Source organism: Nitrospirillum pindoramense (assembly GCF_007827955.1).
Taxonomy (GTDB): Bacteria; Pseudomonadota; Alphaproteobacteria; order Azospirillales; family Azospirillaceae; genus Nitrospirillum; species Nitrospirillum amazonense_B.
Window position 1 is genome coordinate 127,058 of sequence record NZ_VITR01000001.1, and the last position, 22,965, is coordinate 150,022.

Genomic DNA, 22,965 nt, shown 5'->3' on the forward strand with positions numbered 1-22,965 from the left:
AAATTCAGCGCCGGAGCCGTAAGGAAGGGCTTTATAAGTCAGTTTGCGCTGTCGCCATCGGTGTCGCGTTCATGGCGACGGGCGCCGGGGGCCGCGCCGCGGAAGTTGGTCCGGGCGCCAGCGCCGATGATGGCAGCGACATGCAGGAGATCGTGGTTTCCGGCATTCGCAAGAGCATCGCCAGTGCCGCGGAGCGCAAGCGGGATGCCGACCTGATCATGGATTCCATCGCCCAGGAGGATTTGGGCAAGTTCCCCGACGCCAACGTGGCTGAGTCCCTGCAGCGCGTGCCCGGCATTTCCATCGACCGCAGCAGCGGCGAAGGCCAGAAAGTCACGGTGCGTGGACTGGGTCCGCAGTTCAATACCGTGCTGTTCAATGGCCGCACCTTGGCCAATGACAGTTATGGGCGGGATTTCTCCTTCGACCTGCTGCCGGCTGAATTGATCAGCGGGGCCGACACCTACAAAACCTCCGTCGCCCGTGTCCAGGAGGGCGCCATTGGCGCCACCATCAACTTGCATACGGCCCGGCCCTTCGACCTGCCGGGGCCCCACGGCGTCGTCGCGCTCAAAGAGAATTTCGAGACGGCGGGGGATGACAAGCAACCGCAGGCGTTCGCCCTGCTCAGCGACACCTTCGCCCAGGACAAGCTGGGCGTGCTGGCCTCGGTGTCCTATCAAAAGCGCAGCCCGTCCATCAACAGCGTGACCAGCGACGGCTATCTGCCCAACGTCGCCGTCGGACCTTCGTCCGCCCCGCTGTATCAGGACGTCTATGCGCCGCGAAACATCAACGTCAACAATTCCCTGGACCATCGTGAGCGGCTGGGCGCCACCCTGGTCGGCCAGTTCAAGCCCAACAGCGACCTGACCATCACGGTCGACGGCCTGTATGACCATTTCAAGGATGACGCCGACAACAAGTCGCTGGGCTTGTGGTTCGAACCGTCCCAGTACACCGCCGCCACCATCAATTCCAATCGCACCGTCACGTCGCTGACCACCTCTGGTCATGCCGACATGATCAACCAGTCGAGTCTGCGCGACACCTCCACCTATGAAGGCGGCCTCAACGCCGATTGGCAGGCCACCGACACGCTGCATGTGGTTCTGGATGCGACGGCGTCGCGGGCGCACAACGATGGCGCGGGTAAGAGCTTCTTCACCGTGACCGGCGTGCCCACGACCTACAGCTTCACCGAGGGGCCGGTGGGCGAATTACCCTCGGTTTTCGGCTTCACGCCGGGCGCCACCACCAACACCAATGGCGCCTACACCCACCTGGCGCAGCGTTCCGGCAGTGACGTGGTCGACCGGGTCACCGAAACCAAGCTCGACCTCGACTGGACCCCGGACTACGGCCTGTTCCACGCCCTGCGCGGGGGCTTCGGCTACACCGACCGCAAGCGCACCACGTTCAGTGCCGGCACGTTGAACGTCAATTGCCTCTACTGCGGCTATCCCACCCTGACGCCGTCGTCGCTGTTGTCCACCTTCACCGTCAAGGGCCTCGGCGGCAACCTGCCGACGTCGTTCCTGGCATACGATCCCAACGCCTATTTGGCCTACCTCAGCAGCCCGGCGGCACTTTCGGCGCTGGATGCCGCCCAGAACCTGGCCCCCGGAACCTCCGCCGCCAACCTGCAATCGCAGTCGCAGGGCAACGGGTTCAATTCCGTGGCCAATCCCGCCGACTTCGTCCAGGAAAAGGTCTACGCGGCCTATGCCGAGACCGATTTCAAGGGCAAGCTCTATGGTGTCGACTGGCTGCTGAACCTGGGCGCCCGCTATGTGGTCACGGACATGAGCGCCGGTTCCCAGTCACGGGCTCTGGTCGATCTCCTGCCGGTCACCAACGATCCCACCATCTACAACGCCGTCTACCAGAACAACGGCCAGTACGTACCCGTCTCGGCCAGCCATCGCTATTATTCCTTCCTTCCGGACTTCAACCTGACGATCAAGCCCACGTCGGACACGGTGGTGCGCCTGGCGGGTTCGCAGACCCTGACCCGCCCCAACCTGGGGGATCTGCGCCCGGTCACGTCCTATGACGTGCTCCGCCCCGCGGATATGGAGCTGAGCGGCGGCAATCCGGACCTGAAGCCCTACAAGTCCACCAACTTCGATATCTCGGTGGAATGGTATCCGACCCAGACGACCATGCTGTCCGGCGCCTTGTTCAACAAGGACATCAAGGACTACATCGTCACGACCATCGAGACCGAGACCGTCACCATCGCCAATTCCGGCAACCTGCCGGTGGGCGGCTTCATCACCGGGCCCCATACGGCCAGCTTCGCCGCCGCGCGGCCGCACAACCTGGGCAATGTGAACGTGCAGGGGGCGGAGGTGAACCTGGTTCACACCTTCGACTGGATGCCCCATCCCTTCGACGGCTTTGGCGTTCAGCTCAACGCCACCTTCGTGACCACCGACCGCACGTTCGGCAACATGTCGCCCAATGTGCGGTTCGCCATCGTCGGCCTCAGCAATTCGCAGAACGCCACGCTGTTCTATGAGAAATATGGACTGTCCGCCCGCATCGCCTACAACCACCGCGGCGGCTTCCTGTCATCGATTTCCCAAGGATATGGCGGCGAGCCGCTGTTCGTGATGCCTTACGGCCAGGTGGACACCAGCATCTCGTACGAGATCATGGATGGTGTGCAGATCCTGTTCGAAGGGACGAACATCACCGATGAGAAATACGTGACGACCGCCCGCTACTCCAACCAGTTGCGCGGTTGGTACGACTATGGCGCGCGCTACGATATCGGCGTCCGCTACAAATTCTGAGGATTTTTCAAGCCTTGCCTGGGTGGTGGCGGTCATCCCGCCGCCACCCTTCGGCGCTTCCGTGGTCGTCGGGATCGCCAACCAGTCATAATGATCGGAGGAACTTGCTGTGAAACGCCGTTTGAAGGCCGAACGACGGGGATGGTTCAATCGGGTCGCCGCCCTGGCTCTGGTGGGGGCGTGGGCCGCCGGGCCGCAGGCGACGGCGGCGCCCGCGCCGTCGCATGAGGTGACGTTCGATTCCCACAGCTTCCTCATCGATGGAAAGCGCGTCTATCTCTGGTCCGGCGAATTCCATCCGTTCCGCCTGCCCAGCCCGGCCCTGTGGTCCGATGTCCTGCAAAAGATGAAGGCGGCCGGCTTCAACACGGTGTCGATCTACTTCTCCTGGGGCTATCACTCCCCGCGTGAGGGCGTTTACGACTTCACCGGCATCCGCGACATCGACCGCATGCTCGACGCCGCCCGCGATGCCGGCATGTACGTCATCGCCCGCCCCAGCCCCTACATCAATGCCGAGGTCGACAGCGGCGGCCTGCCCCTGTGGCTGACGACGAAGAAGCTGAACAACCGCAGCGCCGATCCGGAGTACCTGCGCTATGCCGACGAATGGCTGACCCAGGTCGACCGCATCATCGCCCGCCATCAATTGGTCGACGGCGGCGGCACGGTCATCGGCTATCAGGTTGAAAACGAATATTACCTGAATGGCGACGACAGCCGCACCTATATGGAGCATCTGAAGCAGAAGGCCCGGGCCGATGGCATCCAGGTACCCCTGCTGGGCAACCATGACGGCGCCTATGTTGAGGGCAAGGGCGCCATGGAGGTCAGCGGCTGGGATTTCTATCCCCAGGGCTTCGACTGCTCCAACCCCTCAGTCTGGAAGCCCGCGCCCGACATGGCGCGCAGCCGCAAGGAGGGGGAGCCCCTGTTCACCGCCGAGTTCCAGGGCGGGGCGTTCGATCCCTGGGGCGGGCCCGGCTACGGCAAGTGCGCGGAACTGATCAACGACAGCTTCGCCAACGTCTTCTACAAGTCCAATATCGCGGCCGGCGCCACCGGCCAGAACTTCTACATGCTGTACGGTGGCACCTCCTGGGGATGGCAGGCCATTCCCCAGAACTACACGTCCTACGACTATGGCGCCGCCATCACCGAAGCCCGCCAGTTCGAAGGGAAGTATTACGAGGATAAGCGCATCGGCTATTTCGTGACGACGACGGCACCCCTGATGCGGACGGACCCCATGCCGTCGGCCTGGCTGGATGACCGCGGCCTGATCGACATCGCCCGCGTCAATCCCGAGACGGGGACGCAATTCCATCTGATCCGGCATGCGGACTCGACCTCCACCGCCCAGTCGTCGGCGCGCTTCTCCGTGACCGTGGATGGGCAAGCCATCACCCTTCCGCAGAAGGCGGGTACCGCCCTGGCCATCAATGGGCGCCAGGCGAAGATGATCGTCGTGGGATATCCCTTCGGCGCCCAGCACCTGCGCTATTCCACGTCGGAGGTCATGACCGCCGCCACCATCGGCGGGCGCGACTTCGTGGTCCTGTACGGGGACCGGGGAACCGCAGGCGAGACCAGCTTCCGCGTCCCCGCCAACGCCCAGGTGCGGGTCGTGCGCGGCGCGGTCCACAGCGACCTCAAGGACGGCCACCTGTCCTTGGACTACACCCATGACGGCTTGGCGGAGGTGGTGGTCACCGGCGGGGAGCGGCCGCTGGTCGTCCTGCTGGCGGATCGTCAGGCCACGGAACGGATTTGGCGGACCGAAACCGCCGCTGGCCCCGTGCTGATGGCCGGGGCGCACCTGCTGCGCTCGGCCACGGTCACCGGCAAGACCCTGGCGCTGGCCGGTGATTCCGACACGGACAAGGATGCCGTCGTCTTCGGCCCCGGGGTCACCGCCGTCACCTGGAACGGGGCGTCGGTCCCGGTCACGCCGTCCGGTGCGGAGGATGGCGCCTTGGCGGTGACCTTGCCGACGCCGGCGCCCGTGACCCTGCCGGCGCTCAAGGACTGGCAGGCGCGCGACGGCGCGCCGGAAATCGCGCCCGGCTTTGATGACCATGCCTGGCGTGTCGCGGACCTGACGACGTCCAACAGCATCACCAACCCGCTGTCCCACCCCGTGCTGTTGGCCGATGATTACGGCTTCCACACCGGCAACACCTGGTACCGGGGCCATTTCTCCGGCGCGGGTGCCGACGTGCCGCGCGGTGTGCGCCTGCGGGTGTTGAGCGGGGCCACCGGCGGCGCCTTCTCCGCCTGGCTGAACGGGCACTTCCTGGGCAGCGTGCAGCGCGGGGACGACGGTACCTTCCCCTTCCCCCAAGGCTGGATTGAAAAGGGCGACAACGTCGTCTCCGTCTTGACCGTCAACATGGGGCATGAGGAGGACTATCAGAGCCGCAACGAGAACCGGACCGGCCGGGGCATCGCCTACGCCTCGGCCTTGGGCGCCCCCGACCATGCCATTTCCTGGCGCATCCAGGGCCATGCCGGGGGTGAGGCGGCGATGGACCCGGTACGCGGCCCCTATAACGAGGGCGGCCTGTTCGGCGAGCGTGAGGGCTGGCATCTGAAGCCCGGCGCTCTGCCGCAGGGCAAGCCCGTCACCCTGCCGGTCGGCGAGCAGGCGCCGCCGGGCGTCACCTGGTATCGCACCCATGTGGCGCTGTCCCTGCCCAAGGACCAGGACACCTCGCTGGGCGTGGAGTTCCGCGATCCGCCGGGCCGGCACTACCGGGCGCTGTTGTTCGTGAACGGGTGGCAGATGGGCCAGTACGTTTCCGATATCGGACCGCAGCACAGCTTCCCCATCCCCAACGGCGTGCTGCTGCCCCAGGGCGACAACACCATCGACATCGCCGTCTGGAAGACGGAAGAGGGGCCGGGCGGACTGGGCGAGGTTTCCCTGGTCAATTACGGAAGCTACAAATCCAGCATGGGGGCGCCGTCCAGCCGGCGGTGACCCGGGAATGGTGGCGGGCCTGTACGCGCCCGCCACCGCCCGACCCAAAAGAGGATGGCCAAGAATGAGGGAGGCCATGGCCGAAGCCCCATCCGGGAAAAGCGAGAACCATGCGATCCGTCGCGTCGTCGTCGTCGGGGGCGGCAGTGCCGGGTGGATCGCCGCCGCCCGTATCGCCGCCCGCAATGCCGATCCCGAAGGGGGGCCTGAGCTCGACAGGGTCGCGGTGGTGCTGGTGGAGTCGCCGACGGAGCCGTCGATCGGCGTCGGTGAGGGCACCTGGCCCACCATGCGCAACACCCTGGCGAAGATCCGGCTGTCGGAGACGGATTTCATCCGCAGCGCCGACGCCGTGTTCAAGCAGGGCGCCCGGTTCGTCGGTTGGACGTGGGGGGGCGACGACGCCTATTACCATCCCCTGAATCCCCCGGTGGGGGCGGGCGAGGTGAACCTGTCGCCCCATTGGCAGGAACGGGCCGCGGCGGGGCCGGCGGGTGAGGACTTCGCCCACAGCGTCGATTTCCAAGGCGCGCTGTGCGATGCGGGCTTGGCGCCCAAGGCCATCACCCATCCCGAATACGCCGGGCTGGCCAATTACGCCTATCACCTGGACGCGGGCAAGTTCGCGACGCTGCTGCGCGATCACGCCGTGAGCCGGCTGGGCGTGCGGCATGTCGTGGGTGACGTCGTGGCCGCCGACCAGACAGCGGAGGGGGACATCCAGGCGCTGCGCCTGGCGGATGGAACGGTGATCGAGGGCGACCTGTTCGTGGATTGCACCGGCTTCAAAGGGGTGCTGATCGACCGTGTCTACGGTGTTCCGCTGAAAAGCTGCCGGCAATACCTGTTCGCCGACAAGGCGCTGGCCCTGCAAATCCCCTATTCCGCCGAGGATGCCCCCATCGCCTGCCACACCGTGGCGACGGCCCAGACCGCCGGCTGGATTTGGGACATCGGTCTGTGGAGCCGGCGCGGCGTCGGCTATGTCTATTCCAGCGCCCACACCTCGGCCGACCAGGCGGAGGCGACCTTGCGCGCCTACGCCGGCGCCGGCGCGGACGCGCTTTCCGTGCGCAGCATCGACATCAATGCCGGCCACCGTGAGACCTTCTGGATCAGGAACTGTGTCGCCGTGGGGCTCTCCGCCGGATTCATCGAGCCGCTGGAGGCATCGGCGCTGATGCTGATCGAACTGTCGATGGACACGATCGCGGACCGGCTGCCGGCCACACGGCGGGCCATGGACCACATCGCCCGGCAGTTCAACGCCGATTTCCATCACCATTGGGCGCGGGTCATCGAGTTCCTGAAGCTGCACTACATCCTGACCCGCCGGCAGGAACCCTTCTGGCGGGACAACCTCGATCCCGCCACGGTGCCCGGCGAATTGGCTGAACGCCTGGAGTTGTGGCGCCATCATCCACCGTGCGCGGCGGATTTCCCGCGCCATCGTGAGGTGTTTTCCTGGCCCAGTTACCAATATGTGCTGCATGGCATGGGTTTCCCCACCCGGTATGCCGGGCATCCGACGCTGGGGCCGGAGCGCAAGGCGGCGGCCCGGCTGTTCGCGCGGGCGGCGGCCCAGCGCTCGGACGCGATGACCCGTCTGCCGCCGCACAGAAGCCTTATCCGGGCCATACGCCAACATGGACTGCAGCGCCTATGACGCGGTATCGCCCTCTCGACCCCACCCGGCATCGGGCCCTCCAAATGCGCCCCACGGCGGATGCGCGCGCCCTGCGGTACGCCTGGGTCGGCTTGTCCGAAATTCCCCTCGCGGCCGCGGACTTCCCGTTGTGCTTCGCCAAGGATGGCGAGACCGGCCGGTTCACCCTGGTGGCGCTGCTCAGCCTGGACCAGCCACGGAACCTCTATTGGCGGGAGGGCGGGTGGCGGTGCACCTATCTGCCCGAAGCGGTCATGGCGGAAGGATTCCGCCTGGATGCCAGCAGCGCCCTGGGTCTGCTGATCGACGAGGCCGCCGATCGCTTCGCCGCCCCCGGGCAGCCCCTGTTCGGGGCGGACGGGACGCCAACGGCGGCGGTCGAAGCGATGCGCGTCCGGCTGCAGCGGCTGGTGGCCGACCTTAACGCCGCCCATGACATGGTCGATGGCTTCGTCCAATTGGATCTGGTCAGGGCGCTGGAGGTAGTGCTGCGCTTGCCCAACGGGGCCGAGCACGAGGTAGGGGGGCTTTACACGCTGTCGCCGTCCGCCCTGGCCGAACTGCCGGACCCGGTGGTGGTGGATTTGTTCCGCAAGGGCCGCCTGGCGGCGGCCACGCTGATCGCGGCGTCGGTGAACCAGATGGAACGGCTGCTTCAATTGCGCAGTGCCGACCAAGGGGACGGGGGACGCCCGGATCTCCATATTCGGCTGCTGGATCACTTCCTCCGCCCGTAAGGCGCGTAAAAGTGGCAGGTCCGCCGCGCCGGATGCTATCCTCCGCGCCCTGAGAGTGGGCGGGATGGCCCGGAAGTGGGGGGCATATGCTTGGTGGCGTGGCGGCTTTGGTCCGCCCTCATGATCCGGCGGAACTGGACCGGGCCTTCCTGGAAAAGCGGCGCCTGCACCTGCGCACCGGCCAGGCGGACACCTTCGCCCGGCTGCTGCCCTGGTCGCTGATCAACGCCCAGGTCACCCTGACGGGCCTGCACAATGGTCGCCTGCGCCTGGTCCGCTCCGGCAAGGATCTGCCCTATGAGACGGTGGTGGGCCGCAACAAGGCGGGGCAGCTGTTCCTCAAGCCCGCCGCCTTGCAGGACCAGATCAACCAGGGCCTCAGCCTGGCGTTGAACCACCTGCACCATGTTTCCCCGCGCATAGCGGCGCTGATCGCGGCGGTGGAACGGCGCTATCGCGTGCGCGGCGGCGCCAACGCCTATGTCAGCTTCCAGCGGGAGGGCGCGCTGGGGCCGCATTGGGATAACCACGACGTCATCATCCTGCAGATCTCGGGCGAGAAGCACTGGCGCTGCCACGGTTTCCGCGCCACCCACCCCTTGGTCAGCCGCAGCTATGCCACCCTGGCGGAGGCTGGGCCGGTGGAGTGGGAGGACACGCTGCGCCCCGGTGACGTGCTGTACATCCCGCGTGGCGACATCCACTGGGCCACGGTGGCGGAGGGTGGCCATTCCGCCCACCTGACCATCAACCTGGGCGGCCTGCGCGCCAAGGACCTGCTGCGGACCTTGGCCGGGCGGCTGGAAGGCAGCAACGATGCCCTGCGGGAAGAGGTCATGGCCTTCGCCGATGGGGCGGCGACGCGCCGGCAGGTGGCGGCGCAGGCGGACCTGCTGCGCGGCGCGCTGGACCAGCCCGACCTTCCGGCGCTGTTCACCCAGCTGGATGGGGAGCGCGAGGCGTTCCAGCCCATGAACCTGGGCCTGGACCGGGTGCTGTCCGACGCCACGGAAATCCACCCCGCCGCGCGCGCGCCGGGGCCGGCTCCGTCCAAGCTGCCGGCGGACCAGCGGCGGGTGCTGGCCCAGTTGCTGGCCACGGATGGCGCCCGCCTGGCGGCGCTGAAGCAGGACCTGGCCGACATGGAGGGCGCCGCCGTGGCCGCCGCGGTCGCCGGCCTGGCCCGCGCCGGCCAAGTCTGGCTACTGGAGGACTAAGGTCAGTTCATTTTCGGGCCCGCGCGCAGGCGGTCGCCTAGCCAGCGTTGCACCAGGTCCAGCACCTCGGGCGCGGACACCGCCGGTTCCAGTGGGCCGGGCGTGTGGGTGTCGATATGCTGAAAGCCGTGGTTCACGCCCGGTATCTCCAGCACGGTCGCATCCGGATTGGCGTGCAGGGCCCTCTGCGCCTCCGGCATCGCCCGGTGGGTCGGAACCACGGTGTCCCGTTCGGCGTAGAGGGCCAAGACGGGGGCGCGGATCCGGGCCAGCGCCTCGTTGGGGGCGGCCTGGTACAGGGACAGGACCGCCGGGGTGTCCAGTTCCGCCACCACGGCGTCCGCCTGCGCCGGGCTCCAGCCGCCCGCGACAAAGGCGTCGATCAGCTCCTGGCGGGCTCCGCCCACCACCGATGGCGTCGCTCCGGCGATATGGGCGCCGTACAGGGCCTCAAGGGCGGCGACGACCCGGTCGTTGGCGTCGCCGGCGATGCCGGCCTTGCCCAGTTTCTCCCGCATGTCGTCGGTGAACAGCGTGCCCCTCTCGCCCGCCGGCCCGGCCAGCATGACCACGGCGGCGATGGCCGGGTCGCGGGCGGCGACGGCGGGCCCGACATAGGCGCCCTGGCTGAGCCCCAGAAAGGCCACCCGACCGCCGTCTATATCCGGCCTGGTGCGCAAGTAGGCCACCGCCGCTGCCGCGTCCCGCTCCATCAGCCCCAAGGTGTCGACGAACGTCCCGGTCGACTCGCCGACCCCGCGCTTGTCGTAATCCAGGGTGGCGATGCCCTCGGCCAGCAGCCTGTCCTCGATCAAGGGGAAGACGCCGCGTTTGCCGGGGCCGCTGCCGCTCAGCAGGACCACGACCGGGAACGGGCCATCGCCATGCCGGCCCGGCAGGCGCAACCGGCCCGCAAGCACAATGCCGGGGTCGGAGGGTATAGGGACATCCTGTACCCGCTGCGCGGGACGGAAGCCGGCGAAGGCCGCCTGGATGTCGGCGTCATCGGGTACGCCGGGCCGGAACAGCACGGGGCCCAGCTGGGTGTCGGCCGGCGCCCTGCCCAGATGCAGGGTCAGGAACTGCGTGCCGGCGGCAAGGTCGGCCGGTGCCACGCCGCTGAGGGTGATGCGGCGCCAGTCCGGCGTCAGGCCGACCGTCCGGCTGGCCAGGACGGCGTAGGACGGCGCGGCGCCATTGATCATGATCGGTACGGTCTCTGGCCGGGTGGCGCGGGCCCAGAAGGTGGCACTGACCCGGTCGCCCGCCTTCAGCGGCAAAGGGACGGCTATGCTGGCGGCGCTGGCCCACGGGTCCCCCGTCCTGTCCTCCCGCGCGGCGGTGGTCACGGCGGTGCCGCCGGGCACAGCACCGTCCTGCACGAAGGTGACGCGCGTGCCCCATATGGCCCAGGCGCCTACCTCTGCCACCGTCGCATTCATCGTCGTCGCGTTCATTGTCACCGCGTTCTGGGACCGGGCGTCCAGGATCGGTGCAGCCGTCAGCAACAGCGCCAGGCAGGCGCGGGCAATTATTCGCGTCATGGTGGCGTTCTCCACATCAGGTCGGGTTGCGGGGGGGCTGGGCTGGACTTGCCAGGGGCTTATCCGCACTGGGCTTGATCCCGGGGGACGCCGGTATGGCCTGCGGGGGCGGGGCATCATCCTTCCACGCCACCCAGAAGCGGACCGTGGTCCGGCGGCGCGTTTCGGCCCGCTTGTTCATGAGGGTCAGGGTCAGGATGCGGTTGCCGTGCTGCAGGGTGCCGCTGAACTCGCTGCCCGTGTACAGGCTGTCGGCGATGAAGGTGGCGACCCCGTCGCCGCAGACATAGCGGGCGCATTCGCCCATGGGCGCCCTGTCCTGCGAGATGCCGCAATAGACGGCGACGATCTGGGCTGTCCCGGGCAATTCCACCAGCAGGTTCTCTTCCCCTCCCGGACGGACGTCTGGCCGCGTCTGCGCCGCCGTCACCCGCACGCCGGGCGCGCCCAGGTCCCGCGCCATGCGGTCCCCGCCCTGGTAATCGTTCCAGGCCTGGCAGAAGGGATAGTCCACGATGTTGGCGCCCCGGAAATATCCAGGGTCGGTCTGCAACCCGGCCTGCCGCCACCACGGCTCCGGTATCGAGGCCTTCATCAGGCCATAGACCAGGCTGACCGAGAGCAGGGCCGAAATCAGGGAGACCAGCAGCCGGCTCATGAGCGCGACGGGGAACGGCATCTGGGCCTCCAGCGACACATTCGCGTGCATGGCTTCTGTCTCCTCCAGTTTAATACACAATGTAGAAGAAATAGGCGCGCCACCGTGAGGTGGGGCGAAGCGGGCAGGGGGCGTCAGGGGGCGCTGGTGCCGTCGTCGCGCCAGGCGATCCAGAAATGACCGGTGACGCCGTCCTCGGGGCCGGCGGTACGGGTGTACATGGCCAAGGTCAGGACGCGGCCTTTGACATAGGCGCTGTCCTCGACAAACGCCGAGACACCGGTGCCGCAGCCACCGCGGGAACATTCTTCAATGGTCGCTTTCCCGGTGCCCGGCCGGCTGATGCCGCAGTAGATGGCGGTCACCTTGGCCGACTGGGGCAGCAGGACGGCCAGATCCTGTTCAGCACCTTGGCGCACCGCGCCCCGGGTGGTGACCCTGGTGACATGGACGCCGGGGCGGTGCAGGTCACGCGCCACGCGGCTTCGCCCTTCATAGTCGGTCCAGGCCTGGCAGACGGGATAGTCGGACTGGTTGAAACGCTGGAACTGGCCGGGATAGCTGGGCAGGCCGGCCCGCATCCACCAAGGGTCGGGCACTAACACCGACATCAGGGCAAAGCAGGCGGTGAAGGCCAGGGTCATCGTGGCCAGCGACAGCAACAGCCGGCCCCGGTCCAGGAAGCGCAGCAGCACCAGGTTCTCCAGCCGTCGGCTGGTGATGGCCAGGATGCTTGAGGCGATGTCGCGGCGATACCGGCTGAGGGCGGCGTCCGGCCCCAGCACCACCAGGGCACTGACGTAGGACTCCTCCAGATCGCCCATGCGGTCCTCCACCTCATCGGGGGTGGCCACCAGCATCAGGCAGAGCCGGGGGAACAGGGGCAGGGCGGCCGGGGCGACGACGGCGTTGCTGTCTTGGGACGGTGTCGCCATGGTTCAGGCCCCCTTGCCCGCCAGATCCAGGCCATACTCCAACTCGTGACGGGTATTGACGGCGTGGTCCAGCGCCTGACGCCCCTCGCCGGTCAGCTTGAAAAAGCGTTTGGCCCGGCCGCCGCGCGTCGGCGTCGGCTCCCCCAAATAGGACTCCAGCAACTCCTTGGCCGTCAGCCGGTCCAGCGTGGTGTAGACGGCGCCCAGCGTATGCTCGCGCCGGGTGCGGCGGCTGAGTTCGTCGCGGATGGCCACGCCATAGGCGCCGTCGCCCAGGGCCAGGATGACCATCATCACCGCCTGTTCCAGCGTGCCCAGCGTGTTTCTGCCCATCGTGCCCTACCCTGCGGCGCTATTTCTTCTACAAAGTAAGTTTATGGCCCGGTGCCGTCAACAACTCACTCGCGCCACACGAGCCAGGCATGGCCTTTCACCAGCGTCCGCCCGTCGGGGGCCATATTGCGCAGGGTCAGGGTGATGACTTGGCCCTGGGTGTAGCGCTTGTCCGCCAAGCCGGCGACGACGGCCGGGGCGCATCCGGACCGCAGGCATTCGCTGGGGTGCCCACCGGGGGTGGAAATGCCGCAATAGACATGGGCGATCTTGGCCGTCGTGGGGATCAGGGCGGACAGGCTGCCCTCGCGCCCGGGACGTATGGGGGCCAGGCTTGCGATCTCCGTCATGTGCAGACCGGCGGTGCGGCCATCCTGGTCCAGCCGGCTGGCGCCTGTGACGTCGGTCCACCCCAGGCAAACGGGATAGCCGCCCGGATTATCCGCGACGAAGAAGCCGGGGTCGCGGGGGAAGCCCGCCAACCGCCACCAGGGCTGTGGCGGGGCCAATTGCGTCAGGAAAGCGAAGCCGCCCCCCAGGGCGGTCACGGTGGCAATGAAGGCGCTGATCACCTTCACCCGGTCGATGGACGCCAACAGCCCACCCCCGGTGCCCTGCCTGGTCCGCATCGCGCCCCCTGGGTTATTTATACTTCAATGTAGAAGAAATAAGCAGGCAACGTCAACGGGCGAGCATCCGGTATGATTCCCAGCGGGAGGGAAGCCACGGCGCCCTTCGGAAGGCCGCAGCGCATGACGCCATCCCAAAGGGGTTCCGACGCTGTGATCATCAAGGAATTGCAAGCCGGCGTGATGTGGAGAACCTGGAATGTCATCAGCGCTTTACTGGGTCGCCGATCATAATCTGCCCTGGACGGGGCGGCTGGCCATCATGGCGCGGCCCCGGGCGGGCGACTGGCTGGAAGATGAGATCGCTGGCTGGCGCGCCGAGGGCGTCGATGAAGTGATCAGCCTGCTGGAGTTAGCGGAGGTCCGGGAACTGGCGCTCATGACTGAGGAGGGGCTGTGCCAGGCCCAGGGGATGGCCTTCACGACATTTCCCATTCCCGACCGGGGTGTGCCCGACTCGCGCCGCCAGGTGGCCATGCTGGCGCGGCGTCTCTCCCAGGACCTGGCATCGGGGCGTTCCGTGGCCGTGCATTGCCGGGCCGGCATTGGCCGTTCATCCCTGCTGGCGGCCAGTGTCCTGGCTTGCGCCGGCCTGGATGTCACGGCGGCGTTCGCCCGCATCGCCCAGGCGCGCGGCGTGCCCGTGCCCGACACGGATGAGCAGCGCGCCTGGGTACGATCCTTCGCCGAGGCGCTGCCGCTTTTGGTCTGATTCAGGCCTCGTCCCTCAACTCCACGCCCAGGCTGGCCAGCGCCCGCCAATAACCGGGATAGGTCTTGGCCACGCAGCCCGGGTCCAGGATGGTGATGTCGCGGATCTTCAGGCCGGCCAGGGCGAAGCTCATGGCGATGCGGTGGTCGGCGTAGGTCTCGATACGGGTGGGCAGGCTCTGGCCGGCCAGGCCGGGATCGCTGGCCACCAGCAGGTCGTCCCCCTCCTCCACGCCCAAACCGGGGCGGATGCGCGACAGCTCGGTGGCCAGGGCGGCCACGCGATCGCATTCCTTCACCCGCAGGTTGGCGATGCCGGTGAAGCGCACCGGCGTGGTGTTGAAGGCCGCCAGCACCGCCAGGGTGGGGATGGCATCCTGCATCTGCGACCCGTCGATGATGGCCGGCAGATGGGGGAACAGGCGGATGAAGTCCCAGGCGCGGGCGTCGGGCTGGGTGAAGGCGTCGGCCGGGGTGCCCAGGTCGATGGCGCCGCCGGTCAGGGCCTCCGCCGCCCAAAGGTAGGTCGCGGCCGAGGCGTCGGGCTCCACCGCGAAATCGGTGGCCTGATAGCCGGTGGCGGCCACGGTCCAGACCGTGTCGCTGGGGTGGCTGACCGCCGCGCCGAACGCCGCCATGGCGGCGGTGGTCAGGTCGACATAGCCCTTGGCGCCGATGTCGGCGCCGGTCAGCACCACGTCGGTGGGCCGGCTCCCCAAGGCCCCCATCATCAGCAGGGCGGAGACGTACTGGCTGGACAACCCGCCGTCGATCTCCACCCGGCCACCGGCGAACCCGCCGGCACGGCCGCGCACGGTGACGGGCGGGCAGCCGCTGGGGGCGTCGATGTCGACGCCCAGGGTCTTCAGAGCCGCCACCAGCGGGGCGATGGGGCGCTTGCGCATGTGCGCGTCGCCGTCCACCACCACCGTGCCGTCCACGGCGGCGGCCACCGCCGCCGTCAGGAAGCGGGTGGCGGTGCCGGCGTTGCCCAGGAACAGCGGCTGGGCCGGCGCGTTCAGGCGGCCGGTGCCATGGACGACGAAGGTGGTGTCGTCCGGCTCATCCACCGCGACGCCCATGTCGCGCAGGGCCTGGGCCATATAGCGGGTGTCGTCGCTTTTCAGGGCGCCGGTCAGCCGGCTGGTACCGGCCGCCAGACCCGCCAGCAGCAGGGCGCGGTTGGTGATGGACTTGGACCCCGGCGGCGCCACCCGGCCCCGAAGCGGCCCTTGCGGTGGAATGATCCTGACTGCCGTATCCGAACCCATCACCCTAGTCCCCGTTATCGTTGTGCGCAAAAGCCGCTGGCGTGATTTTCACGCCAGCGGTAGCCCGCGACTGCGGGCGCCGGAGCGAGCACCGCAGGGCGGAGCGAGGATAGCCAAGGGGCGGATGCCCCGCCGGCGCCTGAGGCGAACGAAAACTACCCCTGGAAGGGATCCCGCATCAGGATGGTGTCGTCGCGCTCGGGGCTGGTGGACAGCAGGGTCACCGGCGCCTCGATCAGTTCCTCGATGCGGCGGATGTACTTGATGGCCGTGGCCGGCAGGTCGGCCCAGGACCGGGCGCCATAGGTGCTCTGGGTCCAGCCTTCGAAGGTCTCGTAGATGGGCTCCACCTCCGCCTGCGCGGACTGGCCGGCCGGCAGGTGGTGGATGATCTCACCCTTGTAGCGATAGCCGGTGCAGACCTTCAGCTCCTCGATGCCGTCCAGCACGTCCAGCTTGGTCAGGGCGATGCCGTCGATGCCGCCCACCTTCACCGCCTGGCGCACCAGCACGGCGTCGAACCAGCCGCAGCGGCGCTTGCGGCCGGTGACCACGCCGAATTCCTTGCCCTTGGCGCCGATCAGCTCGCCGATGTCGTCGAACAGCTCGGTGGGGAAGGGGCCGGAGCCGACGCGGGTGGTGTAGGCCTTGGTGATGCCCAGCACATGCCCGACGGCGCCGGGGCCCATGCCGCTGCCGGCGGCGGCGTTGCCCGACACGGTGTTGGACGAGGTCACGAAGGGATAGGTGCCGTGGTCCACGTCCAGCATGGCGCCCTGGGCGCCCTCGAACAGGATGCGCTTGCCCTGGGCGCGGGCCTCTTCCAGGCGCTGCCAGACGACGGCGCTGTAGGGCAGGATGCGCGGGGCGATCTCCCGCAGCTGGGCCAGCAGCTCGGCGCGGTCGATCTCCGGCGCGTTCAGGCCGCGCAGCAGGGCGTTGTGGTGGAACAGCAGCTGGTCGACCTTGTGCTCCAGCACGGCCTCGTCGGCCAGGTCGCACAGGCGGATGGCGCGGCGGGCCACCTTGTCTTCATAGGCCGGGCCGATGCCGCGGCCGGTGGTGCCGATCTTGCCGGCGCCGCGCGCCTCCTCACGGGCCTTGTCCACCGCGCTGTGCAGCGGCAGGATCAGGGTGGCGTTCTCGGCCACGATCAGGCTTTCCGGGGTGATCCGCACGCCCTGGGCGGCGATGTTCTCGATCTCGCGCAGCAGGGCCCAGGGGTCGACCACCACGCCGTTGCCGATGACCGACAGCTTGCCCGGGCGGACGACGCCGGAGGGCAGCAGAGACAGCTTGTAGGTGACGCCGTTGATGACCAGCGTGTGGCCGGCGTTGTGGCCGCCCTGGAAACGGACGATGACGTCGGCGCGGCTGGACAGCCAGTCGACGATCTTGCCCTTGCCTTCGTCACCCCATTGCGAGCCGACGACCGCGACATTGGCCATGATGGTTCTCCCTCTAAACGGCGCTCAATAGCAGACGCGGGGGGCGTGCCACGCACCCCGCAGGATTTTCAAACAGGTGGACGCTCAGACCTCGACGGTCCAGCCGTCCCGCAGCAGGTGGCTGCAGCCCAGGCGCTTGGCTTCCGCCGCGTCATCCGCCAGCGGCTCCAGCGCCGCCACCGTGTCCCAGCCCTTCTCGCGCAGGCGCTGGGCCTGGGTCGCCGGCGTGCCATGGGGCAGCAGCAGGCGCCGGGCCGGCGCCGGGCCGGGCACGGACTCGATGACCGTGTCGGTGAACAGGGTGAAGCCGGTGGCGGGCTCACCCGCCAGGGTGCGATAGCGGCCGCCGCGCCCGATCTCACCGCGCACGCCGCGGGCGAAGACGGTGAAGCTGACCCCGGTCTGGTACTCGAACCCGCGCTGTTCCACCGGGTCGATGGTGATCTGCACATGGGGGGCGGCGCTGACGATCAGGTCCACCACCGTGGCCAGGCGCTGGCGCTCCGGCTCCGCCTCCGCCGGCAGTTCGACGGCGGCCAGGGCCTCCACGGCGGCGGGGGCGTTGCCACAGCAGGCCATGACGCGGCCAAGCAGCTCGGCGGCGGCCCCGCCGATGGCGGCCAGGCCGGCGGCGTCGCGGTGGTCCAGGGCCTCGCGCGCGGCGCGCTGCGTGGCGTCATCCAGGTTCAGGGAGCGGAACAGTGCCGGCACCAGGGTGGGCACCGTCAGGTCCACGGTCAGGCCCTCGGCCCCAAGGTTGGTCAGGGCCTCCATGGCCAGCAGCACGATCTCGGCATCGGCCTCGGCGCGCAGGCTGCCGACCAGCTCCACGCCCACCTGGCCGAACTGGCGCTCGTGGCGCAACTGCGACCCCTTCACGCGCAGCACCTGCCCGGCATAGGACAGGCGCAGGGGGCGCGGGGCATTGGCCAGGCGGGTCTGGGCGATGCGGGCGACCTGCAGCGTCATGTCGGCGCGCAGGCCCATCATGCGCTGGGACACCGGGTCCATCAGGCGGAAGGTCTGGTGCGCCAGCTTGGCGCCCGGGCCGGCCAGCAGGCCCTCCTCGAACTCGATCAGCGGCGGCTTCACCCGGTCATACCCATGGCGGCCGAAATCCGCCATCAGCTGTTCCACGATGCGGGCCTCGTGCTGGGCGGCGGGCGGCAGAAGATCGCGCAAGCCGGCCGGCAGCAGGGCCTTGGCCGCAATGGCCTCGTCGGCGCTGTCAGTCATAATGCAGAAGGGTCCCGGGCGTCGAAAGGGCGACAGTGCCCGTTACGGGTCTTTAATCGCTGGCCGGCGCGCACGCAATTGTTTAAGCCCCGCGCCCGCCGGGGAGGGGGCATGTGTGATGTTTGCTTCAGGCGCCAGCGGGGCCATCCGGCCCCTTGGCTTCCTCGCATTCCAGTCCGCTGACGCTCCCCGGAATGCTGCGGCAGACGCGGTCGCGTCCTGGTCGCTACGCTCCGGGGAGTCTCAAGACCATTAATTCAGCAAACCCGCACGTTCTTGAACTGCCAGGCGTCGTCGCGGTCCAGGTCCTCGGGGAACAGGGTTTCGCGGCCGTCCAGGGGGGACCAGTCGGTGTAGACGCCGACCACGGGGCCCAGGTAGGGCGTGGCGATTTCCATGACCCGCTCGAACGAAACCTCGTCGGCCTCAACCGGGCCTTGGGTAGGGTTCTCCAGGGCCCAGACCATGCCACCCAGGACGGTGGCGCAGACCTGCAGGCTGGTGGCGTTGTTGTAGGGCACCAGCTCCCGCGCCTCGGCCACGGTCAGCTGCGAGCCGTACCAGTAGGCGCCCTTCTCGTGGCCGCACAGCAGCACGCCCAGCTCGTCGATGCCGTCGACGATCTCGGTCATCAGCAGGCGCTGCCGCTCCTGCTGCACATAGCCCTTGCCCACGAACTCGTGGATGGAGGTGATGGCGTCGTCGCAGGGGTGATAGGCGTAGTGGCAGGTCGGGCGATAGGCGACGCTGCCGTCCTCGTTCCGCGCCGTGAAATAGTCGGCGATGGAAATGGCCTCGTTATGCGTCACCAGGAAGCCATGGAAGGGCCCTTCCATGGGCGTCCAGGTGCGCACCTTGGTGCTGATGCCGGGGCGGTTCAGGAAGATGGCGGCCTGGCTGCCGAAGTCATGGTGCTGGCCGTCCACGGGGAAGTGGCGCTCATGCGTGCCCCAGCCCAGTTCCGCCGGCTGGCAACCCTCGCTGACGAAGCCGTCGATGGACCAGGTGTTGACGAACTCGCCCCGCTCGCGCGGGCGGTCGGCCACCTGGGTGTCGCGCTCGGCCACATGCACGGTTTTGATGTTCAGGCGCTGCGCCAGGCGGGCCCAGCCGTCACGCGTGGTGGGCACGGCCACGTCCAGGCCATTGTCCTGGGCGATGTTCAGCAGCGCCTGCTTCATGAAGTGCGACACCAGCCCCGGGTTCGCGCCGTGGGTCAGCACGGCGGTGGGGCCGCCCGGGTAGCGGGTCTTCAGCTCCAGCGCCGCTTCGCGCAAGGCGTAGTTGCTGCGCAGCGACGGCGACAGGCTGGGGTCGGTGTAGCCGCCCACCCAGGGTTCGATGCAGGTGTCGAGGTAGAAGGCGCCGGCCTCCTGGCACAGTTCCACCAGCGCCAGGGAGGAGACGTCGACCGACAGGTTCAGGACGAAGTCGCCCTTGCGCAGCAGCGGCACCAGGATGTCGCGGTGGTTGTCGCGGGTCAGCGGACGGATCTGGAAATCCACCTGATAGTGCGCCGCCTCGTCCCGGCCGCGCGCGTCGGCCGTGATGATGGTGATGCGGTCGGCGGTGATGTCCAGGTGCTTCAGCACCAGGGGAAGCACGCCTTGGCCGATACTGCCGAAACCGATGATATAAAGTCGCCCGGGGATGGCGGCATGTTTCACGGAATGGGACATAGTTAACTCTCCGGGCTTTACCAACGGTTGACCGACCGTCTGTTGCTGTCGCGAATTCGCCGGCGTTCCTTCACGGGCGCCGGCCCCTCTGTTGAATTAAGAGCGCCGTGTTTGCCTCAAGCGATGCGGCGACGCAATATGCCGTATCGCGAATTCCGCCGAACCGGGGCGGAGACCAGGCCTGCGGTCGCCACCAGCGGGGCATCGCGGACTTCCACCAGGCGGGCCTGGTCGAAGCCGTTGAAGGCCGTGCGCAAGGCGGCGCCGTAGGCGCCCAACTGACCGATCTCGATCCAGTCGCCCTCGCGGATGTCCGCGGGCAACAGGAAGGGACCGCGCATGTAATCGGCGCTGTCGCAGGTCGGGCCCCAGAAGCTGAACTCCTGCAGCGTCTCGGCCCCGCTCTGGCGAATCAGGCGCACGGGGAAGCGCATGCCCAGGGCGCCAGCGTCGGCCAGGCTGCCATAGGCGCCGTCATTGATGAAAAGCTCCGACCCGCGGCGGCGTTCCACCTGGACGACGACCGAGGCGCCGGTGGCGACCAGGGCGCGGCCCGGCTCGCACCACACCTGCACGTTGGGCGCCAGGTCCATGGCCACCAGGCCGTCGCGGATGGCGGCCATGTAATCGGCCAGCGGGGGCGGGTCCATATCCGGATAGCGGGCGGGGAAGCCGCCGCCCACGTCCACCACGTCGATGGCGACGCCGGCGGCCTTCACCACGGCGTCGGCGATGGCCAGCGCGCGGGTATAGGCCTGCGGGTCCATGCACTGGGAACCGACGTGGAAGCAGACACCCACCCGCATGGCCAGCGGCCGGGCCGTGCGCAGCAGGGCCACCGCGTCATCGAAATCGGCGCCGAACTTGGCCGACAGGTCATAGGCGGCCTGGCCCTTGGGCATGGCCAGGCGAATCACCAGGCCCAAATCCGCCGCTGCCGGGTCCAGGCGAGCGTCCACGCCCTCACCGCCGGGCACGCCCTCGGCCACCACCTCGACGATCTTGGCCAGCTCATCGGCCGAATCGAGGGAGAAGTCGCGCACCGACTGCTCGAAATAGGCGGCGCGGATGGCGGCCCGGTTCTTCACCGGATGCATGTAGTGCACCGCCGCCGACGGGTACATCTGGCGGGCCAGGCGGATCTCGGCGGGGGAGGCGCAGTCGAAGTGGCGCAGGCCGCCCTCGGTCAGGGCGCGCAGCATGGTCGGGTCCGGGTTGCACTTCACCGCGTACATGACGGTGCCGCGATCGCCGTCGCCCAGGGCCTGGGCCACGGCGCCGTGGAAGGCGGCGATGAAGGCGCGGGCGTTGGCCGCCACCTGGCGCGGACGCAGGCAATGCATGGGCTCCGCCGGGGCCAGGCTGGCGACCAGGCTGTCCACGGTGGGCGCCGCCGCCGGCAGGGCGGAGGGCAGGGACTGGGCGCGCACGCGGCGCAGGGGGGAAACGGCGGAACGGAAACGATAGGCCATGGCTAAACCCCTATCCGGCGCGTCCCGTCGCTCTCGGGCGTACGGGGGCCGGCATCATTCGGCTGATCCAGGGACCGCGAAGGCTGACGGCGAGGCCAAGGGCCAGGGCCGTTTCAACAGCAGCGATCGGTGGGAAGGGGAATGATCTGGTCTAGCGCCGTGATTGCCGGGCCATCGGGTCGATCTGTCGACCTTGAGACCTCAAAGCGTCAACTGACGCATCAGGACCAGAAGGGGCTTACCGCTTCACCGCCCGTTTTATGGTGGAAAGCATGATGTTGGTTCCCTCTCAAGGCCCGGCCCAGTCACATCGGCCGGATCTGCTCAAAAAGGACGCCTAACGTCGTTGCTTAACCATCCAAGGGTACGGGGTCATCGGGCGATGACCGGAACCCAGGGGCCAGGGGCACGTGCGGGTGCGTCGCGAAATTTGTATTTAGGCGATTTACGCGCCTAAGCAAACTTAAATTTTTGAAGGTCGGCTCCCCGCTCACCTCAGGGCTGGATTCGGAACTTGTTAAGACGGTCCCCTGTCAGGGAACGCCGCCGCTCTCCACCGGGGCCTTCGGCTCCGTCTTGATATCGCCCGTTTTGGTGTGGGCCATCCAGGCCAGCAGGCCGATCACGGCGACGGGGGCCAGGGCCACCCAGCGGGGGTCGCCGTAGGACAGGATGGCGCTGGCGGCCAGGGCGGCGTTGGCCGCCAGGATGGCCAGGGCCACCAGGTCGTGCCGGCCCAGCCGGCGCACCGCCTGCTGGTAGAAATGCTGGCGATGGGCCTGCCACACCGGCTCCCGCCGCCACAGGCGCTTGGCCAGGGTCAGGGTGGCATCGCTCAGGTAATAGAGGGGCAGGATCAGGGCCGGCAGCCACAACCCGTCCCCGGCCGCGCGCAGCAGCAGCCAGCCGGACAGGAAGCCCAGGGGTACGCTGCCGACATCGCCCAGGAACACGCGGGCGGGGTGCCAGTTCCAGGCGATGAAGCCCAGGGCCACGCCGGCCAGGGCCAGGGCGTAGGAACTCATGAAGCCCATCAGGCCGGCGGCGAAGTAGGCCGCCGCCAGACCCAGGCCCAGGCACAGGGTTTCGACCGCGCTGATGCCGTCGATGCCGTCCATGAAATTGAACAGGTTGACGAACCACACCCAGGCCAGGCCGGCCACCAACCGGTCCAGCCAGTGCGGCAACCAGCCCTGGAACACCAGGGACTCCGACGGCAGGGCGGACAGGCCGACGGCCACCGCCAGAACCTGGGCCAGCAGGCGCCAGCCGGGCGGGACGCCGCCCAAATCATCGGCCCAGGAAATGACGGCCAGGGCCAGGGCGGCGGCGATGGTGGGCCACAGCGTGTCCATGTCCCCCGCCATCAGGCCGGTCACCGCCCAGGCGCCCAGCAGCGCCGGCACGACACCCAGTCCGCCACCGCGTGGCGTGGGCAGGCTGTGGCTGGAGCGTTCATTGGGCCGGTCCATGACCTGGCGGCGCTTCAGCCACCAGGTGGCACCCCCCGTCAGGCCAAGCGCCAACAGGAAGGGCAGGAACAGGCAAAGGAAGGGCGTCAGGATGGACATGGGCGACTCTTGTAAGCCACCGGGGGTGGCTTCACAAGGCCGGGCGCGGTTGACGTCCTGCCATGCGGCCAGCG

The 22,965-nt window shown here is 68.3% G+C and carries 17 protein-coding genes; 6 read left to right on the forward strand and 11 right to left on the reverse strand.

Translation table 11 applies throughout. The features are described 5' to 3' along the window. The first annotated feature begins 71 nt into the window (after window positions 1–71). From FBZ90_RS00535 to FBZ90_RS00555, 5 genes are all read left to right on the forward strand, one after another. Entirely contained in the window at window positions 72–2,801 is a 2,730-nt protein-coding gene (locus FBZ90_RS00535) for a TonB-dependent receptor (RefSeq protein ID WP_186455523.1), read from the forward strand. 109 nt (window positions 2,802–2,910) lie between these two features. Then, entirely contained in the window at window positions 2,911–5,784 is a 2,874-nt protein-coding gene (locus FBZ90_RS00540; protein WP_145728971.1) for a beta-galactosidase, read from the forward strand. 76 nt (window positions 5,785–5,860) lie between these two features. Beyond that, window positions 5,861–7,450: a tryptophan halogenase family protein gene (locus FBZ90_RS00545; protein WP_145728973.1), complete on the forward strand. Its 1,590-nt coding sequence runs from the start codon at window positions 5,861–5,863 to the stop codon at window positions 7,448–7,450. Beyond that, window positions 7,447–8,187 carry a SapC family protein gene (locus tag FBZ90_RS00550; protein WP_145728975.1) on the forward strand — a complete coding sequence of 247 codons (741 nt, stop codon included), beginning with the start codon at window positions 7,447–7,449 and terminating at the stop codon, window positions 8,185–8,187. The genes FBZ90_RS00545 and FBZ90_RS00550 overlap by 4 nt, the downstream gene beginning before the upstream one ends. Window positions 8,188–8,294: 107 nt before the next feature. After that, the gene (locus tag FBZ90_RS00555; protein WP_186455525.1) at window positions 8,295–9,404 is read left to right on the forward strand and encodes a JmjC domain-containing protein; all 1,110 of its coding nucleotides are present in this window, start codon (window positions 8,295–8,297) and stop codon (window positions 9,402–9,404) included. 2 nt (window positions 9,405–9,406) lie between these two features. On the opposite strand, the gene FBZ90_RS00560 is transcribed toward FBZ90_RS00555, so the two are convergent. From FBZ90_RS00560 to FBZ90_RS00580, 5 genes are all read right to left on the reverse strand, one after another. Further along, window positions 9,407–10,948, reverse strand: a complete 1,542-nt coding sequence (locus FBZ90_RS00560) for an alpha/beta hydrolase family protein (protein WP_145728979.1) — start codon at window positions 10,946–10,948, stop codon at window positions 9,407–9,409. Between the two features lie 16 nt (window positions 10,949–10,964). Continuing rightward, window positions 10,965–11,657, reverse strand: a complete 693-nt coding sequence (locus tag FBZ90_RS00565; protein WP_145728981.1) for a hypothetical protein — start codon at window positions 11,655–11,657, stop codon at window positions 10,965–10,967. Between the two features lie 83 nt (window positions 11,658–11,740). Continuing rightward, complete coding sequence (locus FBZ90_RS00570) at window positions 11,741–12,541, reverse strand: hypothetical protein (RefSeq protein ID WP_145728983.1); 801 nt, start codon at window positions 12,539–12,541, stop codon at window positions 11,741–11,743. Window positions 12,542–12,544: 3 nt separating this feature from the next. After that, window positions 12,545–12,874 (reverse strand): PadR family transcriptional regulator, encoded by a 330-nt coding sequence (locus tag FBZ90_RS00575; RefSeq protein ID WP_145728985.1) that lies wholly within the window; start codon window positions 12,872–12,874, stop codon window positions 12,545–12,547. Between the two features lie 65 nt (window positions 12,875–12,939). Continuing rightward, entirely contained in the window at window positions 12,940–13,503 is a 564-nt protein-coding gene (locus FBZ90_RS00580) for a hypothetical protein (RefSeq protein ID WP_145728987.1), read from the reverse strand. A 199-nt stretch (window positions 13,504–13,702) separates the two neighbouring features. On the opposite strand from FBZ90_RS00580, the gene FBZ90_RS00585 reads away from it, so the two are divergent. Then, on the forward strand, window positions 13,703–14,215 hold the full coding sequence (locus tag FBZ90_RS00585) for a phosphatase domain-containing putative toxin (RefSeq protein ID WP_145728989.1): 513 nt from the start codon (window positions 13,703–13,705) through the stop codon (window positions 14,213–14,215). Between the two features lies 1 nt (window position 14,216). Here the strand turns inward: FBZ90_RS00585 and FBZ90_RS00590 are convergent, their stop codons facing one another. The 6 genes from FBZ90_RS00590 to FBZ90_RS00615 form a co-directional block, all read right to left on the reverse strand. After that, window positions 14,217–15,485, reverse strand: coding sequence for a 3-phosphoshikimate 1-carboxyvinyltransferase (locus FBZ90_RS00590; protein WP_145728991.1), 1,269 nt, complete (start codon window positions 15,483–15,485; stop codon window positions 14,217–14,219). A 155-nt stretch (window positions 15,486–15,640) separates the two neighbouring features. Then, complete coding sequence (locus FBZ90_RS00595) at window positions 15,641–16,933, reverse strand: adenylosuccinate synthase (RefSeq protein ID WP_145728993.1); 1,293 nt, start codon at window positions 16,931–16,933, stop codon at window positions 15,641–15,643. Window positions 16,934–17,017: 84 nt separating this feature from the next. Then, the gene (locus tag FBZ90_RS00600) at window positions 17,018–18,169 is read right to left on the reverse strand and encodes an ATP phosphoribosyltransferase regulatory subunit (RefSeq protein ID WP_145728995.1); all 1,152 of its coding nucleotides are present in this window, start codon (window positions 18,167–18,169) and stop codon (window positions 17,018–17,020) included. A gap of 257 nt (window positions 18,170–18,426) precedes the next feature. Next, window positions 18,427–19,848, reverse strand: a complete 1,422-nt coding sequence (locus tag FBZ90_RS00605) for a homospermidine synthase (protein ID WP_145728997.1) — start codon at window positions 19,846–19,848, stop codon at window positions 18,427–18,429. Between the two features lie 116 nt (window positions 19,849–19,964). Then, window positions 19,965–21,320 (reverse strand): type III PLP-dependent enzyme, encoded by a 1,356-nt coding sequence (locus FBZ90_RS00610; protein WP_145728999.1) that lies wholly within the window; start codon window positions 21,318–21,320, stop codon window positions 19,965–19,967. A 533-nt stretch (window positions 21,321–21,853) separates the two neighbouring features. Continuing rightward, a complete protein-coding gene (locus FBZ90_RS00615; RefSeq protein ID WP_145729001.1) occupies window positions 21,854–22,891 on the reverse strand; it encodes an MraY family glycosyltransferase in 1,038 nt (345 codons plus the stop codon). Window positions 22,892–22,965: the final 74 nt, after the last annotated feature.